The organism is Aestuariimicrobium sp. Y1814 (assembly GCF_050113895.1).
GTDB lineage: Bacteria > Actinomycetota > Actinomycetes > Propionibacteriales > Propionibacteriaceae > Aestuariimicrobium.
On the sequence record NZ_JBNJRW010000002.1, the window covers coordinates 231,202 to 249,781 of the forward strand.

The 18,580-nt window shown below is 69.7% G+C and carries 16 protein-coding genes; 5 read left to right on the forward strand and 11 right to left on the reverse strand.

Going from position 1 to position 18,580, the window contains the following annotated elements:
* Window positions 1-58: 58 nt before the first annotated feature.
* Entirely contained in the window at window positions 59-1,366 is a 1,308-nt protein-coding gene (locus ACQE3C_RS03365) for a VOC family protein (RefSeq protein ID WP_434537787.1), read from the forward strand.
* A 5-nt stretch (window positions 1,367-1,371) separates the two neighbouring features.
* Here ACQE3C_RS03365 and ACQE3C_RS03370 read toward each other — a convergent pair whose 3' ends face one another.
* The 4 genes from ACQE3C_RS03370 to ACQE3C_RS03385 all read right to left on the reverse strand — a co-directional run bounded on the left by ACQE3C_RS03370 (window position 1,372) and on the right by ACQE3C_RS03385 (window position 4,446).
* The gene (locus ACQE3C_RS03370) at window positions 1,372-1,557 is read right to left on the reverse strand and encodes a hypothetical protein (protein WP_434537788.1); all 186 of its coding nucleotides are present in this window, start codon (window positions 1,555-1,557) and stop codon (window positions 1,372-1,374) included.
* A complete protein-coding gene (locus ACQE3C_RS03375; protein ID WP_434537789.1) occupies window positions 1,554-1,778 on the reverse strand; it encodes a hypothetical protein in 225 nt (74 codons plus the stop codon). The genes ACQE3C_RS03370 and ACQE3C_RS03375 overlap by 4 nt, the downstream gene beginning before the upstream one ends.
* A 100-nt stretch (window positions 1,779-1,878) precedes the next feature.
* On the reverse strand, window positions 1,879-3,537 hold the full coding sequence (locus tag ACQE3C_RS03380; protein WP_434537790.1) for an NERD domain-containing protein: 1,659 nt from the start codon (window positions 3,535-3,537) through the stop codon (window positions 1,879-1,881).
* 3 nt (window positions 3,538-3,540) lie between these two features.
* Window positions 3,541-4,446 (reverse strand): D-hexose-6-phosphate mutarotase, encoded by a 906-nt coding sequence (locus ACQE3C_RS03385; protein ID WP_434537791.1) that lies wholly within the window; start codon window positions 4,444-4,446, stop codon window positions 3,541-3,543.
* A gap of 108 nt (window positions 4,447-4,554) precedes the next feature.
* Between ACQE3C_RS03385 and ACQE3C_RS03390 the strand changes: the two genes are divergently transcribed.
* From ACQE3C_RS03390 to ACQE3C_RS03400, 3 genes are all read left to right on the forward strand, one after another.
* Window positions 4,555-5,319 (forward strand): PIG-L deacetylase family protein, encoded by a 765-nt coding sequence (locus ACQE3C_RS03390; RefSeq protein WP_434537792.1) that lies wholly within the window; start codon window positions 4,555-4,557, stop codon window positions 5,317-5,319.
* Window positions 5,320-5,568: 249 nt separating this feature from the next.
* Window positions 5,569-8,040, forward strand: a complete 2,472-nt coding sequence (locus ACQE3C_RS03395) for a GMC oxidoreductase (RefSeq protein WP_434537793.1) — start codon at window positions 5,569-5,571, stop codon at window positions 8,038-8,040.
* Window positions 8,033-9,100 carry a hypothetical protein gene (locus ACQE3C_RS03400; RefSeq protein WP_434537794.1) on the forward strand — a complete coding sequence of 356 codons (1,068 nt, stop codon included), beginning with the start codon at window positions 8,033-8,035 and terminating at the stop codon, window positions 9,098-9,100. Before ACQE3C_RS03395 ends, ACQE3C_RS03400 begins: the two co-directional genes overlap by 8 nt.
* Here the strand turns inward: ACQE3C_RS03400 and ACQE3C_RS03405 are convergent.
* Complete coding sequence (locus ACQE3C_RS03405; RefSeq protein WP_434537795.1) at window positions 9,072-10,118, reverse strand: DUF2330 domain-containing protein; 1,047 nt, start codon at window positions 10,116-10,118, stop codon at window positions 9,072-9,074. The two genes, ACQE3C_RS03400 and ACQE3C_RS03405, sit on opposite strands and share 29 nt — an antisense overlap.
* A gap of 334 nt (window positions 10,119-10,452) precedes the next feature.
* A complete protein-coding gene (locus ACQE3C_RS03410) occupies window positions 10,453-11,430 on the reverse strand; it encodes a ribose-phosphate diphosphokinase (RefSeq protein WP_434537796.1) in 978 nt (325 codons plus the stop codon).
* 405 nt (window positions 11,431-11,835) lie between these two features.
* Here ACQE3C_RS03410 and ACQE3C_RS03415 point away from each other — a divergent pair, with 405 nt between their 5' ends.
* Entirely contained in the window at window positions 11,836-12,255 is a 420-nt protein-coding gene (locus ACQE3C_RS03415; RefSeq protein ID WP_434537797.1) for a hypothetical protein, read from the forward strand.
* A gap of 5 nt (window positions 12,256-12,260) precedes the next feature.
* Here ACQE3C_RS03415 and ACQE3C_RS03420 read toward each other — a convergent pair whose 3' ends face one another.
* The 5 genes from ACQE3C_RS03420 to idi are packed head-to-tail and all read right to left on the reverse strand — an operon-like array spanning window position 12,261 to window position 18,520.
* Entirely contained in the window at window positions 12,261-14,408 is a 2,148-nt protein-coding gene (locus ACQE3C_RS03420; protein ID WP_434537798.1) for an MMPL family transporter, read from the reverse strand.
* A complete protein-coding gene (gene crtI / locus ACQE3C_RS03425) occupies window positions 14,405-16,024 on the reverse strand; it encodes a phytoene desaturase family protein (protein ID WP_434537799.1) in 1,620 nt (539 codons plus the stop codon). Before crtI ends, ACQE3C_RS03420 begins: the two co-directional genes overlap by 4 nt.
* A complete protein-coding gene (locus ACQE3C_RS03430) occupies window positions 16,024-16,911 on the reverse strand; it encodes a phytoene/squalene synthase family protein (RefSeq protein WP_434537800.1) in 888 nt (295 codons plus the stop codon). Before ACQE3C_RS03430 ends, crtI begins: the two co-directional genes overlap by 1 nt.
* Window positions 16,908-17,984 (reverse strand): polyprenyl synthetase family protein, encoded by a 1,077-nt coding sequence (locus ACQE3C_RS03435; RefSeq protein ID WP_434537801.1) that lies wholly within the window; start codon window positions 17,982-17,984, stop codon window positions 16,908-16,910. Before ACQE3C_RS03435 ends, ACQE3C_RS03430 begins: the two co-directional genes overlap by 4 nt.
* A complete protein-coding gene (idi, locus tag ACQE3C_RS03440; RefSeq protein ID WP_434537802.1) occupies window positions 17,981-18,520 on the reverse strand; it encodes an isopentenyl-diphosphate Delta-isomerase in 540 nt (179 codons plus the stop codon). The genes ACQE3C_RS03435 and idi overlap by 4 nt, the downstream gene beginning before the upstream one ends.
* Window positions 18,521-18,580: the final 60 nt, after the last annotated feature.

Here is an 18,580-nt window from a genome sequence, read left to right on the forward strand (position 1 = left end):
CGGGCACCATCCTGCCCCGAACCGGGTCAGGGGCCCGCTCGGGTGGCAGGCTGGGCCCATGGCTGATGACGCGTCTCCCCTCACCGCCCGGCAGTGGCAGCGCAGCGACGGGCTGGGTGCCTGGCGGGTCCTCGGTGAGGGCGCGGCGGCCTGGTTCACCACCCCTTCCCACCGTGACGGGGCCGCGCTCGCTGCCCGTGCCGCCGACCTCGCGGAGCAGGCTGATCGCACCCTGGACGCGGACGTGCGCGCCGCCGGCGTCCGCGTCCGACTGCCCACCTCGCAGGACGATGGGCTCACCGCCGTCGACGTCGAGTTGGCCCGCGCGATCAGCGCGACCGCCGCTGACCGTGGCTTCACCGCTGACCCGGGCGTGCTCCAGGACCTGCAGGTGGCCGTCGACGCGCTCGACCGGGCGGTGGTGGCCCCGTTCTGGGCGCGGGTGCTGGGCTACCGGCCGGCCGGTGACCAGGTGCTCGCCGACCCCCTGCGACGCAATGCTGCGATCTGGTTCCAGGGTCAGGACGCTGCTCGTCCGCTGCGCAACCGACTGCACGTCGATGCGGTCACCACGGCCGAGCGGGCCCGCGAGGTGCTCGCCGAGATGCCCGGGCTGGGAGCGTCGGCGGTGGCCAACCACGGGTACTACGCCACCGTGGCCGACGCCGAGGGCAACGAAGTCGACCTGCTCCCGCTGGTCGATGGGGCCGACCGCTGGGAGGGTGCGGCGACCGAGGACTGGCGGCTGGTCTTCAGCGCGCTGGCCTGCTACCGCGTCGAGGGTGCCGCACAGGCCGGACGAGTGGCCGAGGCGGCCGCGGCGCTCGCCGACCGGGCCGGGTTGCCGCTGGGGATCGACCTGCGGCCGGGGCTGGTGGTGCTGGACACCGGCAAGGACCGCTGGGAGACCGATGAGGGCTACGAGCAGTTGGCCGCCCAGGTGCAGGTGGCCGCCCGTGACCTGGGCGCGGTGGCCGACGTGGCCCTGCCACGCTTCCACCAGGTCGTCATCGACGCGGTCGACATTCCCGCCGTGCGCCGCTTCTGGCAGGTCGTGCTCGGCTACGCCGAGGACCCCCGCGAAGGGGTGACTGACCTGGTCAACCCGCACCAGCTCACCATGCCCGTGGTACTGCAGGACCTCGAGGCCGACGACACCGCACGACGTGCGCAGCGCAACCGCATCCACCTCGACCTGTTCGTGCCCGACGACCAGCTGGAGCAGCGACTGGCGGCCGCGCTGGCCGCCGGCGGCACCGTGGTGCGCGATGCCTCACCCACCTGGTGGACGATCGCCGACCCCGAGGGCAACGAGGTCGACCTGACCACCTCGGTGGGCTGGGACGAGGTCGGCGGGGGGCAGTAGCAGTCTCAGGTGCGCCACTCCATGGTGGAACTGCCCTGGGTGGTGCAGCCGGTGAAGGTGGTCGGCACCGGCTCGCTGCGCTTGCGCAGCTCACCGCGGGGTATGTAGCCGTAGCTCAGGTCCACCGAGAACTGGTGGCAGATCTGCAGCGCCGAGTCGGTCGGCACCACGGTGAACTCGACCCGGCTCATGATCGGGCTCGTCCGCCACAGCGGGGCGGCGTCCTGACCCCGGTCACGAAGGGTTCGAAGTCGGTCGGCTTGCCGGTCTCCCGGTTCAGCACGTCGAAGAAGCCCTGGACCGTGGCGGCCGCCGCTTCGCCGTCGAGCTGGTCGTCCGAGCAGCCGGCCAGGCCCAGCGTGAGCACCAGTGCCGTCAGCAGCGCGACCAGTTTCCCCGCTGGGGTGGGCATTGTCCTCGAGGTCACCATGCCCCCCATGGTCACCGCCGCCGGGGTCACCGACCGGCCGGGGGCCCAGCATGTGAGAGCGTCGCCGGCCCGGCACACCCGGTCAGGGGCCGACCAGCGCGTCGGCCGCCTCGGCCCCACCCATCCGGGCGATGACCTCGCGATCACCCACCACGACCAGCCGGTCACTGGCCCGCGACAGCCCCACGTAGAGCCGCTCGCGGCCGCGGTCACGGCTGCCGTCCTCGTTGATGCACAGCACCACGGCCTTGCGTTCGAGCCCCTTGAAGCCCAGCACGTGGCTGTAGAAGACGTCCTCGTCGGACCAGAAGTCATCCCAGTAGTCATTGAAGCCCAAGGACTCCTGCCGCTCGGCCTGCACCGGGTGGCGACGGCCGGTGGTCAGCAGGGCGATGTCACCGGGCCGCCACCCCTCGTTGAGCAGTTCTTCGACCTGGTCGTCGGCGACGTCCAGCGCCTCGTCCGGGCCGGCGGCGACGAAGGTGACCTCGGGTCCCTCAGGGCCACGCAGCTGCATCGACGTCGGTGCCAGCGGCACGAAACTCGCCCCGATCTGGCGGGTGTTGCGCAGGTTGTGGTCGAGCACCAGCGGCACCAGCGCGATCGGGGGTCGTCCGAAGCGTTCGAAGACCCGCTGCCGTTCGTCGGTGTAGGCGTAGAGGCCGCCCTGCTCCGGGTCACGCAGGCCCGCCACCAGCACGTGCCACCAGTCGGTGGCGAAGTCCTGGGACTCGTCGATGATGATCGAGTCGAACAGCTGGTCCTCGGCCAACCCGGCGGCTGCCGCCAGCATCAGGGCAGGCAGGCGCTGCTCCCAGTAGTCCGAGTCGAGGCGGTTGCCGTCGACCCTCACCCCCCACCGGCGGGCCAGGTCCTCGAACGAGCCGACGAAGGCGGGGCGGTGTTTGCGTGAACCGACCTCCAGCTCGCGCTTCAGGTGCTTGGCCAGGCCGTAGGAGTAGCAGACCACCGCGACCTTCTGCCGGGTGCCGGTCAGGCGTCCCGAGGCCAGGTCACTGGCCTGGCGCTGGGCGAGCACGGTCTTGCCGCTGCCGGCGCCGCCGCGCACTTCGACCCGGGGTACCAGCCGGATGACGCTGAGCAGGTTCGCCTGTTCCATGGTCAGCCGGTCGGCCAGGGTGCGCCGGTCATCGGCCAGCGCGACCGGGTCGGCGGCGGGCAGGCTGCGCCCGGCCAGGATGTCGCAGACCACCTCGATGTCCTCGGCGGTCGGGACCCTCGCGTCGCGGCGGTGCAGCGAGGTGGTGTCCCAGACCCGTTCGCCCAGGTTCTCCAGGTCGGACGAGCCGCTCACCTGCCACCGGGGGCAGTCCGGCAACTGGAAGTCCTCGCCCAGGTGGGTGTTGGCCAGCACCACGTGGTGGCTCCAGCGCAGCCGCCCCCGTGATCCCCACCGGGGGTCGGCCTCGACGTAGTGGCGCAGCGCGTAGCAGGCGTCCCGGGCCTGGTCGACCGGGTGGACCACCTCCGAACCCTGGTCGCGGCTGATCCGCCAGTTGCCCCCGTCGTGCCAGACGTGGGAGCCCTTCACCTCGATGGTGACGATGCCTGACCCGGGCATCAGCGCCACCAGGTCAACCTCATGGTCCTTGTCGCGGTCAGTCAGTCGAAAGTTGGGCAGGATGGTGCACCCGTCCAGCTGGCGGAAAAGGCGCCGCCAGACATCGGCCTCCGAGCCGGTGGTGAACCTCGGCTCGGCGGGGATGGAACGGGCGGCCACGGTTCAGCTGACCCGGAAGTTGACCGTCATCACGTGCGACTCACCCGGGCCCACCGTGAGGGCATGGTTGACGACATTGCCCGACTCGACGCAGACCATGTGCCGGTAGTCCTCATCGGGCATGTCCGCCATCGTCGCAGCCCCTTGCGACCACGGGTTCCAGACCACCGTCGAGCTCGACCCGGTCGTGGTGACCTCGATGGTGCGCTGCGGGCCGACCACCTGCACCGCCGCGGTGGTGTCGTGGATCTGGTCGACCGGGCCGGCGAAGACCACGTCACCATCCTGGGTGGACGACTCCTGGGTGACCTTGCTCCAGAACGGGGTGCCGTCCAGCCCGGTGACCCTCACCTCGGAGATGTCCTCGACGGCCAGGTAGGTGTGCAGCAGGGTCTCGACATCGAGCAGGGTGGTGCCGGCGACGACCTCCAGCTCGAGGTCCAGCTCGGCACCGATCCGCAGGGTGTAGCGCAGCGTCGCGTCCTCGGGGAACAGTTCGGGGTGGGGTGCATCGACATGGTCGGCACCGTGCAGTTCGAAGGTGAGGGTCGCGGTGCCGTCCTCGTCCACGGACGCCGTGGTCAGCTGCCAGTCGGTCACCCGCGCCCACCCGTGGGCCGGTTCGAGGCTCACGACCGCATCGGGGTGCCCCGATGCGGTGACCAGGTGGTTGCGGCCCGCGGCGAACCAGGGGAAGCAGACTGGGATGCCGCCGCGGACCGCCGCCCCCGGCTGCCAGCGGGACTGGTCGCTCAAGTACAGCACCTGCGCGGCGCCGGCGGGCTGCCAACCGATCAGTTGGGCACCCTGCACGGCGACGGCCGCCTCGACAGCGGGGGTGCTGATCCGGATCGTGGGCAAGGGGTCGGGGACGAGGGTCATGCCTTCGGGCATCGACAGGTCGCTCATGCCACCGAACTTACTGCGATTCCTGCTCCTTGCCCGGCATCTTGCGGCAACGCAGTTGCGCCGCCACCGTGGTTGAATCGGCGAGTACCCGCTACCGATGGAGAACACATGGCGACCCTGGTCTTCCTGCACGCGCACCCCGACGACGAGGCCACCTCGACCGGCGGGACGATGGCGCTGGCCCACGACCTGGGCCACCGCGTCGTGTGGATCTGCTGCACCGACGGCTCCCAGGGCACCCGCACCGGTGATGCCGACGAGTCGGTCTCGCAAGTGCGTCGCCGCGAGGCCCGGGCCAGCGCCGAGATCCTGGGGGTTGACCGGCTGGTGTTCCTCGAACACCAGGACTCGGGCATGCACGGCTGGGCCAGCAACAACGACCCCGAGGCGTTCATGAACGTCGACCCGCAGGTGGTGGGCGCTGATGTGGCGGGGATCCTCGACGAGGAGGACGCCGACGTGCTGGTCGGCTACGACTGGCACGGCAACTACGGCCACCCCGACCACATCATGGTGCACAAGGTGATGAACGCGGCCGCCGACCAGGCCGCCCGCCGGCCCCGGGTGCTGCAGGCCACCATGAACCGCGATGCCATGCGCGACGGGTACGACCCCGAGCTCGGCGGCATCGACCCCGATGCCCCCGGCGATGACGGCAACCCCTTCGGCACCCCCGAGTCGGAACTGGCCTGGAAGGTCAACGTCAACGAGACCGTGATGCGCAAGCGGGCGGCGCTGGCCGCGCACGAGAGCCAGGAGGATGCCAAGCAGCTGCTGGCGATCCCGGACGAGTTCTTCGCGCTGGGCTTCCGCCACGAGTACTTCATCGAAGAGGGCCGCGGCCCGATGGTCGAGGCCTGGCCCTTCGACTGAGGCCCACCGCAATGCCCACGGAGCGCCGTTGCGCCACTTTCTGCCCAGAGTCTTCACCACCAGTGAAGGACCCGCGACGGAACCTGCGCATCCGCGGTGGAGGGGAGGGGAGATCGTCCCTGAACCCGACGACCCTGACCCGCACCCCCCGGAACCCACCCGTGTCCTTGTCCGCGTGGCACCGCCGGTCTAGTCTGACAACACGGTTACCAAACCTGAGTACCGTCCCTCCGCAGAATCGAGCACGGGATGAACGGCGAACACGTGGACGCGGTCGTGATCGGGTCCGGTTTCGGGGGGTCGGTCGCGGCCTACCGCCTCGCCCAGGGCGGGCGCTCGACAGTGCTCCTGGAACGCGGCCAGGCCTACCCGCCCGGCAGCTTCGCGCGCACGCCGTACGAGATGAAGCGCAACTTCTGGGAACCCAAGGACTCCCTCTACGGCCTGATCGACGTCCGCTCCTTCCGCAAGCTCGAGGCGGTCGTCGCGGCCGGGCTCGGCGGCGGGTCACTGGTCTACGCCAACGTGTTGCTGCGCAAGGACGAACGCTGGTTCGTCCATGACGACCCGGTGCCCGGCGGGGGCTATGAGAACTGGCCGATCAGCCGCAGCGAACTCGACCCGCACTACGACGCCGTCGAACAGTTCCTGGCCCCGCAACCCTCCCCCTACCCGCAGATCGCCAAGTCGGTCGCCCTGCGGGATGCCGCCAAGGCCCTCGGGCTGGAGGTCTTCTCCCCACCGCTGGCGATCAGCTTCGGCGCCGACCCCAACGACCCGGCCCCCAAGCAGGTGCTGCCCACCCCCGAGTACGGCAACCTGCACGGGGTCACCCGGCTGAGCTGCCGCCTGTGCGGGGAGTGCGACATCGGCTGCAACGAGGGCTCCAAGAACACAATGGACCACACCTACCTGTCGGCCGCCAAGCACCACGGCGCCGACATCCGCACCCTGGCCAAGGCCAGCGCCATCGTCCCCCTCGACGGCGGGGGCTACGAGGTCGGCTACCTCGAGTACTCCCAGACCGCCGACGACTCCGGTCGGCGCACCGCCACCCGGCGCAAGCTGCGCTGCGACGTGGTGATCGTGGCCGCCGGTGCGCTCGGGTCGACCGAACTGCTGCTGCGCAACCGGGTGCACCTGCCCGCGCTCGGCCCCGCGCTGGGCACCAGGTTCAGCGGCAACGGTGACCTGATGACCTTCCTGATGGGTGCCCAGGTCGACACCGACAGCGGACGATCCCGGCTGATCGACGGCTCGTACGGCCCGGTGATCACCAGTTCCATCCGGGTGCCCGACGGCGTCGATGCAGCCGGGCGACCCGGCCGCGGCTACTACATCCAGGAAGCCGGGTTCCCGGAGTTCATCAACTGGCTGATCGAGGCCTCGACCATGCACAAGTCGATGGCCCGCGGTGCCCGGCTGGCCGCCGAACTGCTGCAGCATCGCCTGCGGGGCCGCAACGAGTCGACCATCTCGGCCGAGGTGGCCCGCATGGTCGGCGAGGGTCGCATCGGCAGCAGCTCGCTGCCCCTGCTGGGCATGGGCCGCGACGTGCCCGACGGGGTGATCAGCCTGCGCCGCGGCTACCTGGACGTCGACTGGCACACCTCGACGAGCATGGAGTACTTCAACGACCTGCGCGAGACCATGCGGCAGATGGCCGATGTGCTGCACGCGAACTTCCATGACAACCCCTTGTGGTTCACCCAACGGGTGGTCACCGTGCACCCGCTCGGGGGCCTGCCGATGGGCCGCCACGACACCGAGGGGGTGGTTGACAGCTGGGGCCAGGCGTTCGGCCACCCGGGCCTGTTCGTGCTCGACGGCTCGTCCATGCCCGGGCCGGTCGGGCCCAACCCGGCCCTGACCATCGCCGCGCTCGCCGATCGCGCCACCGAACGGATGCTCGAGACCGCCTTCGGCCACCCCGCCCGCAGCCACACCCCGCAGGACCAGCGCCGCCGGCGCGGCGAGGACGAGTTCGAGGGCGCCGGGCTGGTCAGCGACGACACCGGCCTGCTGGGCGCAGGGCCACTCACCGACAGCGAGGACCAGTTCATGGGCTACGACCAGGACGATGACGAACCCGGCGACCACGGCGGCTCGGTGGAGTTCACCGAACAGATGAAGGGCTGGGTGACCCTGGGCGCCACCGACCCCGTCACGGGGGCCAGGCGTGCCCGGGCCCTGGGCCATGCGCTGATGTTCGAACTGACCATCACCGCCCCGAGGATGGACAGTTTCACCACCGAGGCGATGCACCAGGGCAGCGCCCGCGGCTTCGTCCGCTCAGACCTGCTCGGCGGTGACATGGACGTCGAACGTGGCTGGTTCAACCTGTTCGTCGACCTCGGTGAGGCCCGCGAAATGCGCTACCGGCTGTGGCTGCACGACGCCTCGGGGGCACCGGTCACGCTGTACGGGTTCAAGACGGTGCGCAATGACCCCGGCCTGGACATCTGGACCGACACCTCCACCCTGTACACGACGCTGGTCCGTGGGCACGTCCACCCCGACGACCAGGACGGTGAGGTCATCGGCGCGGGTGTGCTGCGCATCAAACCGCTCGACTTCGCCCGGCAACTGACCACCTTCCGCGCCGACGGGCGGGCCCCGCTGCGGTCCCTGTGGCGGTTCGGCAAGTTCTTCATCGGGGCCCTGTGGGACGTCTACGGGCCCGGTCACCGATCACGAAGGGCGGCCAGCAGCCATGCCTGAAACACTCACCGGCGCCGTCACCCGCGCCGACCACCGCACCGAGTCGCACGCCTTCACCGCCGGTGACGGGCTGCCGCTGACCCTGGTGCGGGTCCGCGCCGAGGGCCACCCGGAACCCTGGCGGGGCCCGGTGATGCTCGTCCACGGGGCCGGGGTGCGCGGCGAACTGTTTCGCCCGCCGGTGCAGCGCACGCTGGTCGACGCCCTGCTCGAGGACGGCTGGGACGTCTGGCTGCTGAACTGGCGTGCCTCGATCGACCTGCCGCCGGTGCCCTGGACGCTGGACGACGCGGCGGCCTACGACCACCCCTACGCGGTGCGCCACGTGTTGCAGTTGACCGGGGCCACGACCATGAAGGCGGTGGTCCACTGCCAGGGGTCGACCTCGTTCACCATGTCGGCGGTGGCCGGCCTGCTGCCCGGGGTCGACACCGTCGTCACCAATGCGGTCTCGCTGCACCCGGTGCTGCCTCGGTGGTCACGGCTCAAGATCCATGCGCTGACCCCGATGCTCACCCGGCTCACCCCGCATCTGGACCCCGGCTGGGGCGACCAGCCGGACTCGGCCATGGGCTGGCTGACCCGCACCGCCGTGCTGGCCGGTCACCGTGAGTGTGACAACGCGGTCTGCCGCCTGGTCAGCTTCACCTACGGCGCTGGACGACCCGCGCTGTGGTCGCATGCCAACCTGGACGAGGCCACCCACGACTGGCTGCGCGGCGAGTTCGGTCGGGTGCCGGTCAGCTTCTTCGCGCACATGCGTGCCTGCGTCGCCGCCGGCCGCATGGTCCAGGTGAGCGACAACCCGAAGCTGCCCGACGACTTCACCGCTGAGGCGCCGCAGACCGACGCCCGCTTCGCGTTCTTCGCCGGTGAGGACAACCTGTCATTCCTGCCCGAAAGCCAACAATTGAGCTGGGAGTTCTTCCGGCAGCACCGGCCCGACCGGGGTGACACCCTGCACCGGCTGGCCCACTACGGCCACCTCGACCTGTTCCTCGGCAAGGACGCCGCCCACGACGTCCACCCGCTCATTCTCGCCGAGCTGCGCGGCCCGTGACCCTGGCCACCACCACGACGATCAGCGCCAACGGGGCGAGCAGCAGCATCGCGAACATCGCCAGGGTGATCATCGGGCCGGCCACGTTGTGGTAGGTGATGTGCTCACGCTGGTAGTCGACCATGGACGGGTCCTGGGCGAAGGTCAGGTCGGTGACGATGTCCTCGGGCTCGTAGGTGGCCTCATAGGTGGTCAGGTGCACCTGCTCGCCGATGAGCAGCGGGTTGCGCAGGTCCTGGTTGGGCACCTTGCCCGAGAACAGCAGGGTGAGCTGGTGCGGACCGGCCTGCTGAGCGACCGCCATCGGGTGGGCCGAGAGCAGGTAGAGGCGCACGTCCTGGTGGACCTTCGCGTGGCGCGACAGCCGCAGCGGGTAGACCGGCTCGGCCGTCTCGAAGGTCATCCGCAGCGTCGGCAGGGCGTCCTCAAAGGCAGCATCGGTGCCCTCGGCGGTGAGCTTGACCGCCTGCAACACCCAGCCCTGATCGAGGTACTTCTGGAAGGTGGGCACCAGGTCGTCGCGGCTGGGGTAGCCGTTCTCGCCCAGCCACAGGTTGACCTCGGTGGCGTCGGTGCCGCTGAGGGTGGCCACCGTGAACGGGCCCACCCTGGTGGTGCTCAACACCCGTGCCCCGACCTCGCGGGGGGCGCCGTCGGACCCGGCCAGGAACAACCGGGACAGCGAGGGTCGAAAGACCCGCTTGACGACGACCCTCGGGGCTGAGACATCAGCCATGATGGTGAACGCAGCGTCGGCCCCCAGGGAGATCTCGGCCGGCGACGGGGTGGGCATGATCCACCCGGCGTCCTCGGTGCGCTCGCCCAGCAGCATCTGCAGGTCGATCGACTGCCGGGTGCCGTCCCAGGCCACGATGGCCACCTCGCCGGTGACCGTGCCGTCGGAGACGACCGCCCCGCAGGCGCAGGCCACCGCCTGCTGCGGGCCGACGAGCAGCCCGGCGACCAGCAGCATGGCCGCGGCCGTTGCCGCCACCAGCCGGACGAGGAGTCTGCGCATTCTTCGAGGGTACGCGATCTTGTTCTGGGCCGAAGCCGATACTTCCGACCTCATCGGAGGCGAGCGCGAGGACGCCGTCGTCGGTGTAGTGGGAGAATTCGCCCACGTCTCCGGCACCATGAGGTGAGCGAGCGAAGATTGCCGTGGTGACGTCGCGAAAGGTCTGTTCGTCCATTGCCGTGCTTTCAGTGGTGGGCCGTGTGGTGAGGCTGCAGTGACAACTGACAGACGGCGCAGCCTGCCGGGTGATCGCTGACCAGTAGGTGTCAACCCGACGGATGGGCTCGCGCGGTGAGGAGGCCGTCTGACTGGACGGACCGTAGTTTCGCTGTGCTCAGAACAGGCCGTCGTTGACCGGGGGCGCGTGGGTGGGGTCGACCCCCCGGAACAGCTTCGAGACCGACTTGCCGGCGTGGATGCGGCGGATGGCATCGGCGAACAGCGGTGCCACCGAGCGGGTCACCAGGTCGGGCCAGTTCTCGGGCCGGGGCACCGTGTTGGCGCACACCACCTCGCTGATGAAGGGGTGGTTGCTGAGCCGTTCGACGGCTTGTCCGGTGAACAGCCCATGGGTGGTGGTGACTGCGGCGTCGACGGCACCGTAGTCCTGCAGGCGTTCCAGGATCTCCAGGATCGAGCCGCCCGTGGCGATCTCGTCGTCCAGCACGATGGCGTGCTTGCCGGCCACGTCACCGACGATCGAGTCGATCACCACCTTGTCGTCGTCCACCCGCTGCTTCTGGCCGGCTGCCACCGGCAGGTTCAGCAGCCGGGCGAACTGGCTGGCCTGCTTGGCCGCGCCGAGGTCGGGGGAGACCACCACGTGCCGGGACAGGTCGCGCCCGCGGAAATGGTTGGCGAGCTCGCCGATCGCGGTCAGGTGGTCGACGGGAAAGCTGAAGAAGCCGTGCACCTGCGGTGAGTGCAGATTCATGGTCAGCACCCGGCTGGCCCCGGCGGTGTGCAACATATCGGCCACCAGCCGACCACCGATCGAGATGCGCGGGCGGTCCTTCTTGTCCGACCGGGCGTAGGCGAAGTGCGGCATCACCGCGGTGATCTGGGCGGCCGAGGCCCCGCGGGCGGCGTCGATCATCATCAACAGCTCGACCAGGTGCTCCTGGGTGGGCGGCACCAGTGGCTGGATGATGAACACGTCGCTCTTGCGGCAGCTGGCCAGCAGTTGGGTCTGCATGCAGTCATTGCTGAACCGGCTGGTCACCGAACGTGACAGCGGCACGTCGAGAAACTCGCAGACCTCCTCGGCGAACTCCTGGTGGGCTGATCCACTGAAGATGACGACTTCGTCCACGGCTGCTCCTGACACTCGGGTCACCGGTGGGGCCCAGCGTAGCGAGACCGCGCCCGCACCGGGTTGGGGGTCCGTGTCACCAGCCGGTGCGCGGGCTCCTTGTGTGGTGGAACCACAGAAGGGAGTCGGACCATGTCCGAACCAAACAAGTATGGGGCGAGGGCCTCATCGGCACCGCCATCGGGGCCGCCGTGTGGAACGTCGGCACGGTCCTGGTCACCGATTGATCGACCGGTGCGCTGCACGCCTTCACCATCGAACACGGCGTGGCGTCGGCGTCGCGTACTACTCGGGAACGGCTGCCTACGCCCCGCTAGACGGATGGGAGTTCGCGCTGAAGGACTGACGCCCGGCCCACTCGTGCGGATTTTCGAGACAGTGTGTATCGCTACTACCATGGAGGGCATGACCCACGCACCCGAAACCACCGTCGCCACGACCCCTGACGTCGACCCCACCCTGGTGGAGCAGCGGCGCAGGCCGCTGTTCATCTCCTCGGCGCTGACCAGTGTGCTGATGCTGGTCATGCTCGGCCTCGGCATCGGGATCGCCGTTGGCAACCACGGCCTGCGCGACGCCCACAAGGGCATCGCCTACCTGCTAATCGTGGTCTCGATCATCGCCACCGTGCTGGCCCACCGCTACGGCCGGGCGAAGGCCAACCTGGGCACCTTCTTCCACGCGCTGTCGCTGCCGATCCTGCTGCTGGTGCAGTTCGTCATCGGCGAGGGTGACTTCGCGATGATCCACATGGTGCTCGGGGTGCTGATCCTGATCGCCACCGTCGCGCTGACCACGCTGAGCTCCCGGCGCGCGAAGGTCTGACCCGGCTATTCGCGGGACAACCTGCTCGGCCACCAGATCCTTCGTCCGATGTCATGGGACAGTGCCGGCACCAACAGTGAGCGCACCACGAAGGTGTCCAGCAGCACCCCGAAGGACACGATGAACGCGATCTGGGCCAGGAACAGGATCGGGATCACCGCCAGCGCCGCGAAGGTCGCTGCCAGCACCAGACCGGCCGAGGTGATCACCCCACCGGTGATCGACAGCCCGCGGATGATGCCCTGACGGGTGCCGTGCTCCAGCGATTCCTCACGCACCCGGGTCATCAGGAAGATGTTGTAGTCGATGCCCAGCGCGACCAGGAAGACGAAGCTGTACAGCGGCACGGCCGGGTCGGCGCCGGGGAAGTCGAGCACGTGGTTGAAGACCAGCGCCGCGACACCCAGGGCGGTGCCGAAGGACAGCACCGTGGTCGCCACCAGCAGCAGCGGGGCCAGCAGCGAACGCAGCAGCAGCGCCAGGATCACCATGATCACCAGCAGGATCACCGGGATGATCAGGTTGCGGTCGTGCACCGAGGCGTCATTGGTGTCGACCGAGGTGGCCGTGACACCGCCCACCAGCGCCCCGGGAATCGCGTCGTCCAGTTCGGTGCGCAACTCGCGCACGGTCTGGGCGGCCGCGTCGGAGTCGGCGGCATCGGTCAGGGTGGCCTGCAGCATGACCAGCCCGTCGACCACGGTCGGGTCGGGGGCGGGGCTGCCGGGCTGGCCGAGCGGCTGGATGCCCTCGCTGGTCACTGGTGCGGTGCCGCTGGGGGAGTCGGCCGCGACGATGCCGACCCCGTCGACGCCGGAGCTCGCCAGCAGGATGTCGGCGGCGTCCTGCATCCTCTCCTGCGGCACGACCACGATGGCCGGGCTGCCGCTGCCGCCGGGGAAGTGCTGCCCGAGCAGCACCTGCCCGTCGCGGGCCTGCGACTCGCCCAGCACCAGGTCGGACTGCGGCACCCCGGAGGCGTTCAGCTGGGTGGCGCCGACGACGCCGATCGCCAGGACGACGGCGGTCACGATCCAGATCGGACGAGCAGCTGTGCTGATCTTCTTTCCGAGCCAGGCCCACAGTCCGGTGCCGTGGACGCCCTGCTCGGCGGCGGCGAGTTCGGGCTCGTACTTGGGGCGACGCGGCCAGAAGGCTACCCGGCCGAGCAGGAAGAGCATCGCCGGCAACAGTGTCAGCGCCGAGAGCATCGCGAAGACGATGCCGATCGCGGCGACCGGGCCCAGCGTGGAGTTCGACTTCAGGTCGCTCAGCAGCAGGCAGAGCAGGCCGGCGATGACGGTGCTGCCCGAGGCGATGATCGGCTCGAAGGAACCCCTCAGCGCGGCCTGCGTGGCCACCCAGGTGTCCCTCGTGGAGCGTAGTTCCTCCCGGAATCGGGCCACGTAGAGCAGGGAGTAGTCGGTCGCCGCACCGATCACCAGGATGAACAGGATGCCCTGGGTCTGCCCGCTCAGCAGCAGGATGTCGGCCTTGGCCAGCCACCACACGCTCAGCAGCGCCACGCACAGGGCGAACATGCTGGTGGCCAGCACGACGATGGGCAGCAGGATCGAGCGGTAGACCACGATCAGGATGATGAACACCGCGGTGAGGGCCACCGCCAGCAGCAGACCATCGATGCCGGAGAAGGCTTCACCGATGTCGGCGGCGAAGCCGGCTGGGCCGGTGACGTGCACCTCGATCCCCTCTGGGGCGCCATCCCGCAGCACCTGGCTCACCTCGTCGACCACATCGGCCAACTCGGCCTCGGGGTCAAGCGGCACGAAAGCCTGCAGGGCCAACCCGTCCTCGGACGGGATCGCGGGGGAGGAGCCCTGTTCGACCCCGGTCACCGAGGTCAGGGCGCTGACCTGGCTGTTCATCGCTGCGATCTGGTCCTCAGTCAGCGGGGTCTCGGAGGTGAAGACCAGGATGGCCGGGATCGATTCGGAGTCACTGAACTCGGCCCGCAGTTCCTGCACCCTGGTGGCATCGGCTGAACTGGGCAGGTAGTTGGCCTGCTCATTGGAGGAGACCTCACCGACGCGGCCGAAGTAGGGTCCACCGACGGCGGCACCTACCAACCAGACCACGATCAGTACCGCTGGCAGCAGGATGCGCAACCAGCGGCTGGGGGTGTGTGCGCTCATGGAATTTTCCTCAGGGGGTCGGTGTCGGGAAGGGGGCCGGCCGAATGGTCGCCCCGGATGCGTTTGAGGACCAGTTCGGCACTGATCAGGCACATGGGTACGCCCACCCCGGGCGACGTGGTGCCGCCCGCATAGTAGAGCCCGCTCACCCGGGGTGAGGAGTTGCCGACTCGGAACATGGCACTTTGCCCCAGGGTGTGGGCGGGCCCGAGCATGCCACCCCGCCAGGAGTGGTAGCGCTGCACGAAGTCACCGGGTCCGATCGTCTGGCGCACCACGATCCGCTCGGCCAGGTCGGGCACGTCGGCCCAGGCAGCGACCTGCTCGATCGCGGCATCGGCGATGCGTTCCACCTGCGCCGAGCCGGTGCCCTCGGGGCCGCCGGCGCCCAGACCGGGGTCAGCGGCCACCGGCACGAGGACGAAAAGGTTCTCGTGACCCGCGGGAGCGACCTCGGGGTCGGTCTGGCTGGGCTTGCAGACGTAGATCGAGGTCGGGTCGGGCGGCGGGCCGTCGCCGTCGAAGATCGCGGCGAAGTTCGCATCCCAGTCGCGGGTGAAGAACAGGGAGTGGTGCGGCAGCTGCGGCAGCTCGCCGCGCACACCCAGCAACACCAGCACCGCCCCGGGACCGCTGGTGCGCCGGTCCCACCAACGCTGCGGGTAGGACCGGTCGGCAGGCAGCAGCAACTGGGTCTCGGTGTGGTGCAGGTCTGCGGCAGAGACGACCAGGTCTGCTGACTCGTGATGGGTGGTGCCCTCGGCGTCACGCCAGGTGATGCCGCTCACGCGACTGCGAGTTCGCCTCGGCCACGGCAGGCCTGCGCCGCTGGAACGCGGTTCGGTGGTGATCGCCAGCACCTCGGCGCCGGTGGTGATGCGGACACCCTGCTGCTGGGCCAGGTCGCCCAGGCGTTGCACGATTTCCCAGAAGCCGCCGCGCGGGTACTGCACGCCGTCGCCGAGGTCGAGGGCACTCATCAGGTGGTAGATGGCAGGCGCCATTTTCGGGCTGGTGCCGAGGAAGACGGCAGGGTAGCCGAGCACCTGGCGCAGCAGCGGGTCGGTGAAACGGCGGCCGACGTGGCTGTGGAGCGAACGGCCGAGCAGCCCGGCCAGGGTGGGCAATGACCGCAGCACATCCCGGTGCAGCAAGGTGGAGTAGCGGGTGAACGGGTTGTAGAGGAAGAAGCGAAGCGCCATCTCGGTGGTGTCCACTGCCGAGTCGAGGTGGCGGCGCAGGCGGGCACCCGCGCCGGCTTCGCGACCTTCGAACACTGATTCCACCTGCTGGCGGCCGGCAGGTACGGTGAACGGCGGCTCGGCGGTCCCGGTGCGTGGTTCGGTGAACACCGCATAGGCCGGATCCAGCAGGGTGAGGTCCAGCTGTTCGTGGGTGCTGGTCCCCAGAAGTTCGAAGTAGTGGTCGAAGACTTGCGGTAACAGGTACCAGGAGGGGCCGAGGTCAAAGCGGAAGCCCTCGCGTTCGAGCGTGCCGGCCCGGCCACCGACCTCGTCGAGACGCTCGAGGATGCGGACCTCGTGGCCTTCCCTGGCCAGCAGTGCGGCGGTCGCCAGACCCGCCACCCCGGCCCCGATCACCGTGATGCGCGCCATCAGCGTCGCTCCTGCCAGGTGCGGGTCACAGAACGCAGGACCAGGCCGGCCTTGATCGGGTCCGGCACTCGCACCCGGCGTCGGTAGAGGTCGTCGACATCGGTCACGGCGATCCGGTCCGCGAGTGCGGAGAACAGGGCCGCGGCGCTGCGTACGGCGGCTCGGGCGTCCCTGGGCAGCAGCGGCAGCGCAGCCTCGGCGTCGGCCAGTTGCCGCCGAATGCGGGCCAGGCAGGAGTCACGCCCTGCGGTGGTCAGCCGCGGCTCCTCACTCAGGTAGGCCCGGCCGAGGCGGTCGGTGTCGTCGGCCAGGTCGCGCAGGAAGTTGATGTCCTGGAAAGCCGCACCGAGTTGGCGCGCCCCATGCTCGAGCACGACCAGCTCGTCCGCAGTGCGCTGTTCGTCGCGCAGGTAGACCCTCAGGCACATCAGCCCGACCACTTCTGCCGAGCCGTAGACGTAGCTGTCATGGTCATGCGGTGTGAAGGTCGTGGTCCGGCTGTCCTGCCCGACGTCCAGGTCGGCGCGCATGGACTCGAAGAAGGGGTCGACGAGCTCGGCCCCGAACCCCGCCAGGCGAGCGCTGTGGGCGAAGGCGTGGACGATGAGGTCGCAGCTGTACCCGCAGGCGATGGCCCGGTGCACTTCAGCGACCAGGGCCTCGAGCGCAGCCGTCTGCTGCCGGTGGGTGAGCCCGGCCTCGCTTGCCACCCCGTCGACGAGTTCGTCGGCGACACGGACCAGGGCGTAGATGTTGCGGATGTGCTGGCGATGGCGGGGCCCGAGCAGCCGGGTGGCGGTGCCGAATGAGGTCGAGTAGGCAGTGATGACCTGGTCGGCGGCCTGCTGGGCGGCGCGGGTGTAGAGGTCAAGGGCGGTTCCGGTCACGACTGGCGACCCCGCAACTGCTCCAGCAGGCCAAGCAGGCACCGGCGCATCGCTGGGGGAAGCTCCTGCTCACCGGCGCTGACCAGGGCCTGGGCCGCTTGGAGTTGTCCCTCGACCAGTTGCTCCACAAAGGTCTTCGAGCCGCACTCGACCAGCATCTCGGACACCTGGCGGGCCTGGTCCAGCGACATTCCCGGTCTGCCCAGCAGGTCCTCGATGTCGGGCCAGGCCGCGGTGCGACGGGCGTGGGCGATGATCGCGGTCTGCTTGCCCTCGCGCAGGTCCGACCAGCGGTCCTTGCCGTGGCAGCGGGGGTCCCCGAAGGCGGAGAGCAGGTCGTCCTGCAGTTGGAAGGCCAGGCCCAGGTGGCGCCCGACGGCGCCCAGTCGGCCCTCGATGCCCGGTCGGCTGCCGGCCAGCACGGCCGCCATCCGCAGTGGCAGTTCGAAGGTGTAGGTGGCGGTCTTGTGGCTGGTCATCGCGAGGATGGTCGACAGTTCCGGGGCGATCACCCCATCGGCCAGGCCGACGTCGACCAGCTCGCCGGCCACCGATTCGGTGATGGTGTGGTCGAGCAGGTCGAGCAGCTGCAGGTGCTGGTCGCGGGGCAGGTCGGCGCGCGCGAAGACCTGGTGGGCGGACGACAGGAGGAGGTCGCCCATCAGGATTCCGCCGCTGTGCGCCCAGTGCGCGGCGGCCTCCTCGGCGGCGGACGCCTCGCCCCGCAGGGCACCGATCAGGTTGGGCCGGCCGCGGCGCAGCACGTCCCCGTCGATGACGTCGTCGTGCAGCAGGAAGGCGTAGTGCAGCAGTTCCAGGGCCACGGCCAGGTCCAACACGACCTGCAGTTCCCGCCGGGGCCGGGCGGGGGCCAGCGCGTGCCAGGCGTCGATCAGCAGCAGGGGGCGGACGAGCTTGCCGCCGGTCACGGTCTGGGCGGCCAGGCTCCACAGGCGCTGGAAGGCGGGCCCGTAGGCGCCGACCCGCTCACCCCCGGCCTCGAAGAACTCGGTGAGTTGCTGCTCGACCTCGTCGCGGTGCCAGTCCCACTGGTCGTGGGGCAGGGCGTTCATGACCCCACCCCCGGCAGCAACCCGGCCGCCACCAGCTGGGGAACCTGGAGCTGCACCCATGGGCTGAAGACCATGGGCGTGGCAGCCACGGCGGTGACCAGCTGGCCGGGGTCGACCCAGGCCCACTCGGCCACCTCGCCCGGGTGGGGGGCCAGGGTGCCGAGCAGGTGCGCGATGTGGACGGGGCAGACCTCGTTCTCCATCACGCCGCTGGCATCGACGGCCTGGTAGCGGAAGTCGGGCAGCACCGCCTCCACCCCGGCCACCCCGGCACCCAGCTCGAGTCGCATTCGTCGCTGGATGGCACGGGCCGCGGTCTCGCCGGGGGCGGGGTGGCCGCACACGCTGTTGGTCCAGACGCCGGGCCAGGTGAGCTTCGACAGCGCTCGGCGGGTGATCAGCACCTGCCCCTCTTCGTTGAAGACATAGCAGGAGAAGGCTCGGTGCAGCGGGGTGCGGTCGGTGTGCACCGTCGACTTGGGCGCCGTTCCGGCGTCCGCGCCGTCCGGCCCGACCAGAATCACGACTTCCTGCATGACCCCTCCCAAAGTAAGTAGATTGGCTAGCAACTAGCGTAGCTTGAATCTAGCAGTACT

Coding starts and splice junctions, on each gene's coding strand:
- ACQE3C_RS03375 (WP_434537789.1), bottom strand. CDS start 1,778: ATGCCCACCCCAGCGGGGAAACTGGTCGCGCTGCTGACGGCACTGGTG.
- idi (WP_434537802.1), bottom strand. CDS start 18,520: ATGCAGGAAGTCGTGATTCTGGTCGGGCCGGACGGCGCGGACGCCGGA.
- ACQE3C_RS03420 (WP_434537798.1), bottom strand. CDS start 14,408: ATGAGCGCACACACCCCCAGCCGCTGGTTGCGCATCCTGCTGCCAGCG.
- ACQE3C_RS03385 (WP_434537791.1), bottom strand. CDS start 4,446: ATGAGCGACCTGTCGATGCCCGAAGGCATGACCCTCGTCCCCGACCCC.
- ACQE3C_RS03435 (WP_434537801.1), bottom strand. CDS start 17,984: ATGAACGCCCTGCCCCACGACCAGTGGGACTGGCACCGCGACGAGGTC.
- ACQE3C_RS03390 (WP_434537792.1), top strand. CDS start 4,555: ATGGCGACCCTGGTCTTCCTGCACGCGCACCCCGACGACGAGGCCACC.
- ACQE3C_RS03395 (WP_434537793.1), top strand. CDS start 5,569: ATGAACGGCGAACACGTGGACGCGGTCGTGATCGGGTCCGGTTTCGGG.
- ACQE3C_RS03400 (WP_434537794.1), top strand. CDS start 8,033: ATGCCTGAAACACTCACCGGCGCCGTCACCCGCGCCGACCACCGCACC.
- ACQE3C_RS03405 (WP_434537795.1), bottom strand. CDS start 10,118: ATGCGCAGACTCCTCGTCCGGCTGGTGGCGGCAACGGCCGCGGCCATG.
- ACQE3C_RS03365 (WP_434537787.1), top strand. CDS start 59: ATGGCTGATGACGCGTCTCCCCTCACCGCCCGGCAGTGGCAGCGCAGC.
- ACQE3C_RS03370 (WP_434537788.1), bottom strand. CDS start 1,557: ATGAGCCGGGTCGAGTTCACCGTGGTGCCGACCGACTCGGCGCTGCAG.
- crtI (WP_434537799.1), bottom strand. CDS start 16,024: ATGGCGCGCATCACGGTGATCGGGGCCGGGGTGGCGGGTCTGGCGACC.
- ACQE3C_RS03415 (WP_434537797.1), top strand. CDS start 11,836: ATGACCCACGCACCCGAAACCACCGTCGCCACGACCCCTGACGTCGAC.